The sequence below is a fragment of the Muriicola soli genome, from assembly GCF_004139715.1.
Taxonomy (GTDB): Bacteria; Bacteroidota; Bacteroidia; order Flavobacteriales; family Flavobacteriaceae; genus Muriicola; species Muriicola soli.
Genome location: NZ_CP035544.1, coordinates 1,305,254 through 1,317,763, shown reverse-complemented (window position 1 = coordinate 1,317,763; position 12,510 = coordinate 1,305,254). Strand labels below are relative to the sequence as shown.

10 protein-coding genes are annotated in these 12,510 nt (G+C 42.1%); 7 read left to right on the top strand and 3 right to left on the bottom strand.

The window, feature by feature from the left end:
• Window positions 1-66: 66 nt before the first annotated feature.
• The 3 genes from EQY75_RS05870 (at window position 67) to EQY75_RS05860 (ending at window position 5,218) form a co-directional block, all read left to right on the top strand.
• Window positions 67-2,478: an alpha-ketoacid dehydrogenase subunit alpha/beta gene (locus EQY75_RS05870; protein ID WP_129603700.1), complete on the top strand. Its 2,412-nt coding sequence runs from the start codon at window positions 67-69 to the stop codon at window positions 2,476-2,478.
• A gap of 113 nt (window positions 2,479-2,591) precedes the next feature.
• Window positions 2,592-4,802 carry an aminotransferase class III-fold pyridoxal phosphate-dependent enzyme gene (locus EQY75_RS05865; protein ID WP_246020088.1) on the top strand — a complete coding sequence of 737 codons (2,211 nt, stop codon included), beginning with the start codon at window positions 2,592-2,594 and terminating at the stop codon, window positions 4,800-4,802.
• Window positions 4,803-4,837: 35 nt separating this feature from the next.
• Window positions 4,838-5,218 (top strand): DoxX family protein, encoded by a 381-nt coding sequence (locus EQY75_RS05860; protein ID WP_342774062.1) that lies wholly within the window; start codon window positions 4,838-4,840, stop codon window positions 5,216-5,218.
• Window positions 5,219-5,221: 3 nt separating this feature from the next.
• On the opposite strand, the gene holA is transcribed toward EQY75_RS05860, so the two are convergent.
• Window positions 5,222-6,226 carry a DNA polymerase III subunit delta gene (holA, locus tag EQY75_RS05855; protein WP_129603696.1) on the bottom strand — a complete coding sequence of 335 codons (1,005 nt, stop codon included), beginning with the start codon at window positions 6,224-6,226 and terminating at the stop codon, window positions 5,222-5,224.
• 26 nt (window positions 6,227-6,252) lie between these two features.
• Here holA and EQY75_RS05850 point away from each other — a divergent pair, with 26 nt between their 5' ends.
• The 3 genes from EQY75_RS05850 (at window position 6,253) to EQY75_RS05840 (ending at window position 8,782) form a co-directional block, all read left to right on the top strand.
• Window positions 6,253-6,708, top strand: coding sequence for a type I restriction enzyme HsdR N-terminal domain-containing protein (locus EQY75_RS05850; protein ID WP_129603694.1), 456 nt, complete (start codon window positions 6,253-6,255; stop codon window positions 6,706-6,708).
• 106 nt (window positions 6,709-6,814) lie between these two features.
• Window positions 6,815-7,819: a glycosyltransferase family 2 protein gene (locus tag EQY75_RS05845; RefSeq protein ID WP_129603692.1), complete on the top strand. Its 1,005-nt coding sequence runs from the start codon at window positions 6,815-6,817 to the stop codon at window positions 7,817-7,819.
• A gap of 102 nt (window positions 7,820-7,921) precedes the next feature.
• Window positions 7,922-8,782, top strand: a complete 861-nt coding sequence (locus tag EQY75_RS05840; RefSeq protein ID WP_129603687.1) for an OmpA/MotB family protein — start codon at window positions 7,922-7,924, stop codon at window positions 8,780-8,782.
• Between the two features lie 54 nt (window positions 8,783-8,836).
• On the opposite strand, the gene EQY75_RS05835 is transcribed toward EQY75_RS05840, so the two are convergent.
• Window positions 8,837-9,463: an L-threonylcarbamoyladenylate synthase gene (locus tag EQY75_RS05835; protein ID WP_129603685.1), complete on the bottom strand. Its 627-nt coding sequence runs from the start codon at window positions 9,461-9,463 to the stop codon at window positions 8,837-8,839.
• Between the two features lie 5 nt (window positions 9,464-9,468).
• Complete coding sequence (locus EQY75_RS05830; protein ID WP_129603683.1) at window positions 9,469-11,793, bottom strand: ATP-dependent helicase; 2,325 nt, start codon at window positions 11,791-11,793, stop codon at window positions 9,469-9,471.
• A 128-nt stretch (window positions 11,794-11,921) separates the two neighbouring features.
• Between EQY75_RS05830 and EQY75_RS05825 the strand changes: the two genes are divergently transcribed.
• The gene (locus EQY75_RS05825) at window positions 11,922-12,467 is read left to right on the top strand and encodes a DsrE family protein (protein WP_129603681.1); all 546 of its coding nucleotides are present in this window, start codon (window positions 11,922-11,924) and stop codon (window positions 12,465-12,467) included.
• Window positions 12,468-12,510: the final 43 nt, after the last annotated feature.

The following is a 12,510-nucleotide window of genomic DNA, read 5'->3' as shown; positions in this document are numbered from 1 at the left end:
GATTATCCTCTCCCCCCTATTGTAAAAATCCCCGGTTTTTGATATTTTCGTAGAAATTTTATAGGCATGAACCCTGATCTTCAAACCAGCGAGGATATTTCATTTGATGAATTCCGAAAGCAGATCTTTTACGATTATGAAATCGCTGTTATGAGTCGGGAATGCAGTCTGCTCGGAAGACGAGAGGTTCTTACAGGTAAAGCTAAATTCGGAATTTTTGGAGATGGGAAAGAGTTGCCTCAGCTGGCGATGGCCCGATCCTTCAAGGATGGAGATTTCCGGAGTGGGTATTATAGAGACCAGACCTTTATGATGGCTCTTGGTTTATTGTCACCCAAAGAATTTTTCCATGGCCTCTACGCCACAACGGATATCGAAAAAGAACCCATGAGTGCCGGTCGGCAAATGGGAGGACACTTTGGAACTTTTAGCCTACACGAGGACGGGAGTTGGAAAGACCTTACTGCACAAAAGAACAGTAGTCCCGATATTAGCCCTACCGCAGGGCAAATGCCTCGACTTCTGGGCCTTGCCTTAGCTTCAAAGGTATATCGAAATGAAAAATCGATCAAGGGGGATAAATTTTCAAACAACGGAAATGAAGTAGCCTGGGGGACCATTGGGAACGCCAGCACCAGCGAAGGACATTTTTTTGAAACTATAAATGCTGCAGGGGTTCTTCAGGTACCCATGGTGGTAAGTGTATGGGATGATGACTATGGTATTTCGGTTCCGGCTAAATATCAGACAACAAAAGAAAATATTTCAGAGATCCTCAAAGGTTTTCAAAGAACTGAAGATGAGAAGGGCTACGAAATACTTCGGGTAAAAGGTTGGGATTATACCGCGCTTATCCATGCCTATGAAAATGCATCAGATATTGCAAGGGAAGAACACGTGCCCGTATTGATCCACGTCACCGAACTTACCCAGCCTCAAGGCCACAGTACTTCGGGATCTCACGAAAGATATAAATCGGAAGAAAGACTAAAGTGGGAAAAGGAAAACGACTGCAACAAACGTTTTAAGGAATGGATACTTTCCAATAAGATTGCTACTGAAGAGGAATTATCTGCCTTGGAAAAAAGGATTAAAACAGAAATTCGGATGGCCAGGAAAGACGCCTGGAATGAATTTCTCAATCCGCATAAAGAAGACAAAAGACAACTGGTAGGTTTACTTACCGCATTAGAACAAAGCAGTCCTAATAAAGTTTTTATCAGTAAAGTAAAGAACGACCTGATTGCCATTGAGGAGCCATTGAAAAAAGATCTGGCTTCACATGCGCGTAAAGCTCTTCGCTATGTTCTGGGAGAAGAATCAGCTCAAAAAGCAAGCCTTGAAAATTGGATTTCAGCCTACCTGAAAAATAACCAGCCCCATTTTAGTTCACACCTTTATAGTGAATTACCTTCCAAAGCAACCAATGTCCCTGAAATAAAGGCTGATTATTCAGAAAGCCCGGAAATGGTAGACGGGCGCATCATTCTCAGGGATAATTTTGACGCCTTGTTTTCGCAATATCCAGAGGTACTTATTTTTGGCGAAGACAGCGGGGCCATCGGAGATGTAAACCAGGGACTGGAGGGGTTACAAAAAAAGTACGGAGACCTCAGAGTCTCGGATACAGGGATACGGGAAACTACGATCATAGGTCAAGGAATAGGTTTAGCGCTCAGAGGTTTAAGGCCTATTGCCGAGATTCAGTATCTGGACTATCTGATGTATTGTTTGCAAACGCTAAGCGATGACCTTGCAACACTCTTATACAGAACTGTGGGGAAACAAAAGGCCCCTTTGATTGTGCGTACTCGTGGGCACAGGCTGGAAGGCATTTGGCACTCCGGATCCCAAATGGGAGGCATAGTTCATCTGCTCAGAGGAATGTATGTACTTGTACCCCGAAATATGACCAAGGCTGCGGGATTTTACAATACCCTGCTCAAGAGTGATGAACCTGCCCTGATCATAGAAAGTCTCAACGGTTACAGATTAAAAGAGCCAAAGCCCTCCAACCTCGGAGAGTTATGTACTCCTATAGGCCGTGTTGAAACCGTTAAACAAGGAACTGATATAACAGTTTTGTCTTATGGTTCTACGCTCAGAATCGTGATGGAAGTCGCAGACGAACTTAAAGAAGTAGGCATCGATGCAGAGGTTATTGACGCCCAGTCCCTCCTGCCCTTTGATCTGGAAAAAGACGTGTTGAAAAGCGTACAGAAAACCAATCGGTTGCTAATTGTAGATGAGGATGTCCCTGGAGGTTGTGCGGCTTATCTTATGCAGGAAATCATCGAAAAGCAGGGGGCTTACCAGTTTTTAGACAGTGCTCCTCAGACTTTGAGTTCAAAATCTCACAGACCGGCATACGCTTCGGACGGCGATTATTTTTCTAAGCCAAATGCCGAAGATATATTTGAGAAAATATATCAAATCATGCACGAAGCAAATCCTGGAGATTACCCGCGTCTCCGTTAAGAACAAGTTTCTTTTTCAATCTATTATAATTATTATAAGTTTAGGGATGCTAAGGAACTCCTATGGGAATTGACCACATTCTGCAAAGGCATTACAAACTTCACTTGAACTCTGTGAGCTCCCTGGATGGCTATGTGAGTACTAATTATCGAATTGAGGCTGAAGAAGGAGTATTTGTTCTCAAAATATACAAGAATTCTCCCCGGATATTAAAGGAAATCCTAGCAGAGAACAGGGTATTACAGCAACTTGGTAAAATAAAAGGCATTGATTTTCCAAAAGCAGTCAGAACCGTTACAGGTGAGGTCTGTTTAATAGAAGCTGAAAATATCTACAGGCTTTTAACTTTTATAGAAGGATCTTTTTTAGGAGACGTCAAGCACACCCCTGCTATTTTATTCTCCCTGGGCAGTTATTTAGGTAAAATAGATCTTGTACTGCATTCGCTGGAGGAAGAGATTTTTACAGCCAGAGAAATATCATGGGATCTGCGACATCTCAATTTATCAATTCCATTACTTGAAAACATATCAGATCTTAAGAAGCGAAGCCTTGTTTCCTATTTTATTCAACAGTTCCATGAACACATCGGACCTGTGGCTTACCAATTACGTAAGAGCCTTATTCACAATGACGGCAACGACTGGAATATTCTCACAGACGGAAAAAAAGTTACCGGCATTATTGACTTTGGCGATATGTGTCATACCTGGCTTATCAGTGAGGTTGCTATTGCCATGACCTATGTAATGATGCACAAGGGGTCGCCCCTGGAACACGGACTAAAAGTGTTGGAAGGCTATCAGCAGGAATTACCCCTGACTGAACTAGAATGCGACAGTTTGTACTACCTGATTGCGGCTCGGCTATCCATGAGCGTATGCCATTCGGCTCATGCAAGCGAGCTGGACCCCAATTCGGATTACATCACCATCAGCCAGAAAGGAGCCTGGAAATTACTTCAACAATGGCTGAGGATTAATCCTCTACACGCCCGAAATCGATTCAGGCAGACATGTGATTTACCCATCGCGAAGGGGGTTCCTACTTCAGAAATACTATCCCAGCGGAAGGAACACTTTGCAAAAAATCTTTCTTTGAGTTATGCAAATCCTATCCATATGTACGGAGCAGCATTTCAGTACATGTACGATGTTGAAGGGAACACCTTTTTAGATGCCTACAATAATATTATGCTGGTTGGGCATTGCCATCCTAAGGTAGTGCAAGCGGGGCAAAAGGCGATGTCGAGGCTTAACACCAACACCCGATACCTGTACGATATCCTGGGCGACTATGGCTCGGCATTACTGAAAACACTTCCTTCCTCATTGAGCAAAATATTCTTTGTGAACTCCGGCAGCGAAGCCTCGGATCTGGCTATAAGGATGGCAAGGAACCACAGTTCGAAGAAAAATGTCATGGTAATTGAACACGGCTACCACGGGCATACGCAGGCCGGAATTGGTATTAGCTCTTATAAGTATAAGGCCGGTGAGGGTATTGGTAAACCCGAAGATACCATTGAAACCCCATTGCCAAAAGTATATTCCAGCAACAGGGAAAAATCTGGTAAATCAAGAATTGATTACACAGAGAAAGCCCTGGAACAGATCCAGGACCATACAGGCACTATTGCAGCCTTTATTGCAGAACCTATTGTAGGCTGTGGCGGACAAGTTCCCTTAGCCCCGGGTTATCTGAACACCCTATATCCTGCCGTTAGAGCGCAAGGCGGACTCTGCATTAGTGATGAAGTGCAGGTAGGATTCGGCAGATTGGGCAAAGTCTTTTGGGGCTTTGAATTGTACGATGTGATTCCGGATATTGTGGTGGTAGGTAAGCCAATGGGTAATGGCCATCCCATGGGAGCCGTTATCACTACAGAAGCGGTTGTATCTTCTTTTGAAAAAGGACCGGAATTCTTTAGCTCTTTTGGGGGTAATCCCGTTTCTTGCGCTGTAGGTTTGTCCGTCCTCAAGGTAGTGGAGGAAGAAAAATTACAAGAACATGCTGAGCAAACGGGTGATTATCTTATCCGTCAACTACGGCTCCTTCAAAAAAAGCATAATACCATAGGGGATGTCAGGGGTCACGGCTTGTTCCTGGGTATTGAAATGATCACGGAAGATGGCGAACCAAATTCCCAACTCGCCGGGGATTTAAAGAATGAACTCCGGGAAAATATGATCCTGGTGGGCACTGATGGCCCTTTTGACAGTGTCATTAAAATAAAGCCTCCCATGTCTTTTGATATAAAGAATGCCGAAGAGTTGGTCTCCCAAATTGATACAATTCTCTCAGAGAATATGGTTTATAACTAAAATTATTTTACATTTAGTTAACATATCCCCAAGAAATGATGAAAAATAACCTGCAAAATAATATTGGTCTTGCATTTTTGAGAATATCGGCTTCGGCTATGATGCTGAGCCACGGATATCCAAAATTTCAGAAACTGCTTTCCGGTGATTTTGAATTTGGCGATCCCATAGGACTGGGAGCGACCCCTACCCTCTTTTTAGCGATCATCGCCGAATTTATTTGCCCCATCCTGGTGATGATAGGTTTTAAAACGCGCTGGGCTGCTTTACCTACAGCCATTACGATGGCAGTAGCGGCTTTTATAGTTCATGCTCCTGATGCTTTTGCCAGCAAGGAGAAAGCATTACTCTTCTTAACGTTATTTGTTGCGATCATATTTCTCGGACCTGGTAAATTCAGTATCGATAAGAAATAATCCCTACATGATTTTTACCAGCAGTTCCTTTAGTAGGTCGGCCTGACTTGCATTATAAGCTCCTACGCCCTTTCCTTTCATATCTAATTCACGAAGAAAAGAGACCACTTTGCTCGACTTTTTCATGGAATAATTCCGTGCAGCAGTTTGAAATTCATCTACAAAATAAGGGTTGATCCTGAGAGCACTCGCGACATTCCTGGGCGAATGATCACTGAGTCCGTGGTATTGTAATAGTTGCGTGAAAAAGGTGTGCAAAAGGGAGATGGTGACCACAAAAGGATTGTCTTTCGGATTTTGGGAAAAATACTTAATGATTTTTGTTGCCTTAAGCACATCTTTTTCCCCTATGGCTTTCTTGAGCTCAAAATTATTGTAATCCTTACTGATCCCGATATGCTTTTCGATGACCTCAGGAGTTATTTCGGTGTTTACAGGGAGCACCAGAGATAGTTTCTCAAGCTCGTTGTGAATCCTGCTTAAATCAGTTCCCATAAATTCCACCAACAAGATGGAGGCTTTGTATGAAATGGGATAACCCTTGGTTTTAAGAATCTTCCTTATCCATTCTGAGACCTGGTTCTCATAAAGCTTTTTACTTTCAAAAACACAGCCATTAGGTGCTTTGAGAAGTTTGTGGAGTTTTTTTCGTTTATCTAGTTTCTTGTATTTGTAGCAAATAACAAGAACGGTTGAGGGTTGTGGATTTTCTGCGTAAGCTGTAAGTTGTTCAATGGTACGCGATAAGTGTTGAGCCTCTTTTACAATAATCACCTGCCTTTCAGACATCATCGGAAAGCGCTTGGCGTTGGAGACTATATCATCTACAGAAACATCTTTACCATAGAGCACCATTTGATTAAAGCCCTTTTCCTCTTCAGACAAGACATTTTTACTGATAAAATCCGCAATCCGATCAATGTAATAACCCTCCTCTCCCATCAGAAAATAGATGGGTTTTATATCTCCCTTCCGAATCTCATCAATAAGCCGCTTTACTTCATCCATCAAAAAAAAATCATCAAATTTGCAACATGGAAAATCTGAATTTTCCGGGGTACTCGTTCCGTTTCAAAAATAAGGAAAATAAATCCCTGATCTTTGATGTCATTCGCAAAAAATTTGTTGTTTTTCAGCCTGAAGAATGGGTTAGACAACACGTGTTGCACTATCTGATGACAGAGAAAAAATACCCCCCTGGTCTCATCAATGTTGAAAAGCAGATCAAAGTAAATTCTTTGCCTAAAAGAGTTGATATTGTAGTTTTTACGCCCCAGGGGGAATTGGAGATCCTTGTTGAATGCAAGGCACCGGAGGTAAAGATCACTAAAAACACTTTCGATCAGATCGCCCGATACAATATGGATCTCAGGGCTCGCTACCTGATGGTCACTAACGGGATCAACCATTATTTTTGCCAAATGGACTACAATCGATCGGCCTATATATTTTTAGAGGAATTACCTTCCTATTCAGGAGAAGGGATCTAGTTGTATGGACGGTTCATAAGTAGAAACATATGCAATTAATTTCTTTACTTTGTGGCCTTGCAAAAACGCACCACCAACCGGTGCCAGATAATTAGGAATTCCCATTATGCCCGATATAGCCGTTGTCATACTCAATTGGAATGGTGAAGCGTTGCTCGAACGTTATCTTCCATCGGTTATAGAAAACTCCGAAGGGGCACGGATCTATGTCGCCGATAATGCATCCACAGATGGTTCTGTCAATTTCTTAAAGAAGAATTATCCGGAGGTAAGTCTGATTCAAAACTCGACGAATTGCGGTTTTGCCGGTGGTTACAATGAAGCATTGAAACATATTGATGCCGAAATATTTTGTTTGTTGAATTCCGATGTGGAAGTCACTGCCAATTGGTTAGCTCCAATACAAAAAGTTTTTCAAAATGATCCTGAGGTAGCCATCATTCAGCCTAAGATTCTCGATCTCCTGCGCCCTGAGTATTTTGAATACGCCGGAGCAGCCGGAGGATTTCTTGATCAATTGGGATATCCCTTTTGCAGGGGAAGAATTTTTCAGGCTTTGGAAAAAGATCAGGGCCAATACAACGATACCAAAGAAATTTTTTGGGCCACCGGGGCTTGTATGTTCATCAGAAAAATAGTCTTTGATAGCCTTGGCGGGTTTGATGAGGATTATTTTGCACATCAGGAAGAAGTCGATCTTTGTTGGCGAGCCCATAATAAAGGATACAAGGTGCTTTACGTTGGTGCTTCTGAAGTACTTCATCTGGGAGGGTCAACACTCAGCAATATGAACCCCAAAAAGACTTACCTCAATTTTCGAAATTCCCTCTTTTCAATCACAAAAAACCTCCCACGAAAAAAAGCAACGGCGATTATTATAGCCAGGTTGTTATTAGATGGTATAGCTGCCATTCGTTTCGTGTTTCAGGGAAAAGGGAAACACTGTTTCGCAGTTTTAAGAGCACACTTTAGCTACTACAGACAATTCCGTAAAATGTACAAAAAGAGAGAAAAGACCGAATTTGTACAAAAGTACTACCGAACAAAATCCATTGTATGGTCTCACTACGTATATAAGGTGCGGAGTTTTAACAATTTAGTAAAAGATTAACAATGTTCCTAAATTAGGCTTTGGGCGATTGCATAATTTTGCTTACTATATACAACAGAACCCGTTAAAAACAATAATTCAAAAAATCAAATTACGTATTATATGAAAAAATTACTTTTAGGTAGCTTGGGAATAATGGTTTTATTATCCTCATGTGTCTCACAAAAAAAATATGCCGAATTAGAGGCAAAACAAAAAGAAACTCAGGACCTGTTAAATTCAGCCACGGTTAAATTAAACACCTGTTTGGAAGAAAAGGCTACGGCAACTGCCCGACTTAACACCTTGGAAGATCAGAATGCTTTCTTAAAGGCGAACAATCAGGAGTTGATAAACAACATGGGGAATTTGACCACCCTTACCACAAAAGGTGCTGAAAACCTCGAAAAGTCATTGGAGAGCCTGCAGGAAAAAGATTTAACGATCCGCAAACTTCAGGATGCAATTACCCGAAGAGATTCTGTTAACCTTTCATTGGTGCAGAGCCTTAAAGGTGTTCTTGGTAACCTCGATGATGAAGACATTGAGATCAGCGTAGAAAAAGGAGTTGTTTTCGTTTCCATCTCGGATAAATTACTCTTTAGCTCAGGAAGCTATAACGTAACTTCAGCAGCTAAGGAAGTTCTTGGTAAGGTTGCCAAAGTGGTAAACAACAAACCCGATTTTGAGTTTATGGTTGAAGGACACACAGACAATGTACCTTATCGCAGTGGAGTATTGCTTGATAACTGGGACCTCAGTGCTAAAAGAGCTACCTCTATCGTAAGGATTCTGCAAAATGACTTTAGTGTTGATCCTGCCCGTATGACTGCAGCAGCCAGAAGCTATTACGTGCCGTTGATGAGCAACGATACTGCTGAAAATCGCGCAAAGAACAGAAGAACCAGAATTGTTGTACTTCCTAAATTGGATCAGTTCTACAGCATGATTGAAGAAGGAATGAAAGATCCTGAAATCAACTAAAAAGAGTATAAATCAAATAGAGAAAACCGTGATACCATAAGTATTGCGGTTTTTTTATTGAAGAATGTCGAGGCTCCCCTTCCCATCCCGAATAACAAGTGGATCTCCTTCAGAAAGGTCGATCACCGTAGATGGGACATTGTCTCCATAGCCGCCATCAATTACCAGATCTACGAGATTCTGCCATTTTTCATAGATTAATTCGGGATCTGTGGTATACTCAATTACATCGTCCTCATCGCGAATCGAAGTTGAGACGATAGGGTTGCCAAGAGCATCTACAATAGCTCTGGCAATGTTGTTATCAGGAACTCTGATCCCTACAGTCTTTTTGTTTTTAAAGGCTTTGGGCAAACGATTATTTCCAGGTAAAATAAAGGTATAAGGGCCCGGAAGAGCTCGTTTCAGAATCTTAAAAGTTGGGGTGTCAATCTGCCTTACATAGTCGGATAAATTACTGAGGTCTGCACAGACAAAAGACCAATTAGCCTTTGACAGCTTAATACCCTTTATTCGTGAAATCCTTTCCAGCGCTTTCGTTTTTGTGATATCACATCCTAGTCCATATACCGTATCAGTGGGATAGATAATCAATCCGCCCTTTTGTAATACCTGCACTACCCTTTTTATTTCACTGGGATTGGGATTATCATTGTATAATTTTATAAACTCGGCCTGCATAAGTACTAAGATAATACTTCGAGTTTGGCAAAGCGAAGCAATAGTTTTTTTACATCCCCTTTTTCAAAAAGGATTTCTGCCTTTTTATCATTACCGGCTCCTTCGAGTTTTATAACCTTACCTTTTCCAAAACGCGTATGATTGACCTGGGTACCTACAGAGAGGTCGGGCATTTCCATGGGTCCTCCGCTTGTGGGTTCTCCTATATTGGGCCTGATCTTTCTTAACTTTCGAAGCTGGTCCTGAGTTGGTCTGCCTGCAGCAGGAGGTGTACCGTTCGATGGTTTTTTCTGCCGGAGTCTGCTTTTGTCTACTTCTCCAAAAATATCACTGTTGATAAGCGGCTTAAAGCGGTAATTATCTACCGGGGTGAGGTTGTCAATGTACTTTTCATCGATTTCCTCCAGGAATCGACTTGGTTCTGCGTCGATGAGCTTTCCCCAGCGATAGCGATTCTGGGTATAGGTAAGGTATGCCTGATTTTCAGCTCTTGTTAAGGCCACGTAAAAGAGTCTTCGTTCTTCCTCTAACTCGCTTCGGGTATTCATGCTCATCGCCGAAGGAAATAAGTCTTCTTCCATCCCTACGATATAAACATAAGGAAATTCAAGTCCTTTGGCCGAGTGTATGGTCATCAGAACAACCCTGTCCATATCAGTGGTGTCCTTATCCATGTCTGTGGCCAGGGCCACATCCTCCAGGAATTCGGTCAGATCTCCTGTTGCATCGGCTAGTTCCTTCTGTCCTTCTACAAAATCCTTGATCCCGTTGAGTAGTTCTTCAATGTTTTCCATCCGGGCAATGCCTTCAGGAGTTCCGTCCTTTTTAAATTCGAGCAATATTCCTGATTTTTTGGCTACATGTTCTGCCAGTGTAAAGGCGTCTGCTCCTTTATTCATGATCTGGAAACTCTTGATCATATTGACAAAGTCTTCCAATTTTCGCTTAGTCCCCGAATTGATCTTTAACTCTAATTTATCCAGGTTCTCAATGATTTCAAAAATCGACCTGTTGTAGTGATTTGCTGCAACAGTCAGTCGGTCTATAGTGGTCTGCCCAATGCCCCGAGCAGGAAAATTGATCACTCTTTTTAAAGCTTCCTCATCCTTTGGGTTGATCACCAGCCTGAGATAGGAAAGAACATCCTTGATCTCTTTTCGCTGATAGAAGGATAGTCCGCCATAGATCCTATAGGGAATATCTCTTTTGCGCAGGGCATCTTCAATGGCTCTCGACTGTGAATTGGTTCTGTACAGTACGGCAAAATGACTGTTGGGCAGCTGTTGCTGCATCTTGTTTTCAAAAATAGAACTCGCCACAAAACGGCCCTCTTCAGCGTCTGTCGTTGAGCGGTGCAACTTTATTTTTGACCCCTCATCATTAGCGGTCCAAACCACTTTTTCTAACTGATTCTTATTCTTGGCGATGATCGCGTTAGCTGCGTTGACAATGTTCTTTGTTGATCGGTAATTTTGTTCAAGTCGATACACGGCAACATCGTCATAGTCTCTTTGAAAATTAAGGATATTGGTAATATTTGCTCCCCTGAAGGAATATATACTCTGGGCATCATCTCCCACCACGCAGATATTCTGATATCTATCGGAAAGTGCTTTAACGATAAGATACTGGGAATGATTGGTATCCTGGTACTCATCAACAAGAATGTATCGGAACCTATCCTGGTATTTCAGCAGTACTTCGGGAAAACGGGTAAGTAATTCGTTTGTCCTCAACAGCAAATCGTCAAAGTCCATTGCCCCTGCCTTAAAGCACCGGTCCACATATTGCTGATAGATATCTCCCAGCCTGGGTCTTTTAGCCATGGCATCGGCTTCGAGTAATTCCGGATTTTGAAAATAAGCCTTTACCGTAATCAGACTGTTTTTATATGACGATATCCGATTCTGGATCTGCTTGTATTTATAAATATCCTTATCGAGCCCCATCTCTTTGATGATCGAGGCAATTAAGCGCTGTGAATCCTGGGTATCATAGATGGTAAAATTACTGGGGTAGCCCAGTTTATCTCCGTCGTACCTAAGCAGCCTTGCAAAAACAGAATGGAAAGTACCCATCCATAGATTCTTGGTTTCAGAGCTGCCCACTAAATCGGCGATCCTCTTTTTCATCTCCCTGGCGGCCTTGTTGGTAAAAGTGAGAGCAAGGATGTTGAAGGAGTCTACACCCTGTTCCATCAGGTGAGCTATTCGGTATGTGAGCACGCGGGTTTTACCCGATCCTGCACCGGCAATGACCATTAGTGGTCCGTCTTTGTGCAGAACAGGCGCTTTTTGGGCCTCATTTAAATCCTCTAAAAAATGTTTCAAAAATATCCCGATTTAGAACCGTGAAGTTAGCCATAATTGACCGGTTGCTAAAACCCCGGATTTAATTATTATAAACAATACATCACAATTTTATTCAATTTGAATATCTTTAGCTTTTATTGCAATTAATGGTATCTAGATCCTTATTTCTAACACTTTTTTATCTGTTGATTCTCCCTGGTCTGCTTAGTGCTCAGTCCCGGCAGGAAGGTCCGGTGATTCAGGATTACGGCGCGGTATGGCCCGTTGATAACCCGGATTTCAAAACCCCATTGGATGAACCCTTAAAGGTCGTGTTCGATATCATGAACAGTCCCGATTCCAAAAGTTCCCTCAATGCCAGTATAGAAACGGCCGCAAGATTTCTGAACATGCATGCCCAGGCCGGCGTACCATTAAATAACCTTAAGGTTGCCCTTGTGGTGCACAATAAGGCATCTAAGGATATTATAACTAGTGCATCTTATCAAAATAAATACGGCGTGGGTAATCCCAATGAAGAAATGGTAAAAGCCCTCCTCAATGCCGGTGTACAAATCGTTTTTTGCGGACAGTCTTCTTTTTCCAGAGATTTTCCAAGGGAAGAAACCATAGAAGGGGTGCAGTTTGGATTATCAGCTATGACAGCTTTGATCCAGCTTCAAAATGAGGGATATCGACTAATTAAATTTTAATTACTTAATATGAAAAATACATTTTTTGCAGTTTTCTGTGGTC

Bases quoted from the DNA above. Each gene is read 5' to 3' on its own strand.
- EQY75_RS05825 (WP_129603681.1), top strand. From the start codon at position 11,922: ATGGTATCTAGATCCTTATTTCTAACACTTTTTTATCTGTTGATTCTC.
- EQY75_RS05840 (WP_129603687.1), top strand. From the start codon at position 7,922: ATGAAAAAATTACTTTTAGGTAGCTTGGGAATAATGGTTTTATTATCC.
- EQY75_RS05835 (WP_129603685.1), bottom strand. From the start codon at position 9,463: ATGCAGGCCGAGTTTATAAAATTATACAATGATAATCCCAATCCCAGT.
- EQY75_RS05870 (WP_129603700.1), top strand. From the start codon at position 67: ATGAACCCTGATCTTCAAACCAGCGAGGATATTTCATTTGATGAATTC.
- EQY75_RS05860 (WP_342774062.1), top strand. From the start codon at position 4,838: ATGATGAAAAATAACCTGCAAAATAATATTGGTCTTGCATTTTTGAGA.
- holA (WP_129603696.1), bottom strand. From the start codon at position 6,226: ATGGATGAAGTAAAGCGGCTTATTGATGAGATTCGGAAGGGAGATATA.
- EQY75_RS05845 (WP_129603692.1), top strand. From the start codon at position 6,815: ATGCCCGATATAGCCGTTGTCATACTCAATTGGAATGGTGAAGCGTTG.
- EQY75_RS05850 (WP_129603694.1), top strand. From the start codon at position 6,253: ATGGAAAATCTGAATTTTCCGGGGTACTCGTTCCGTTTCAAAAATAAG.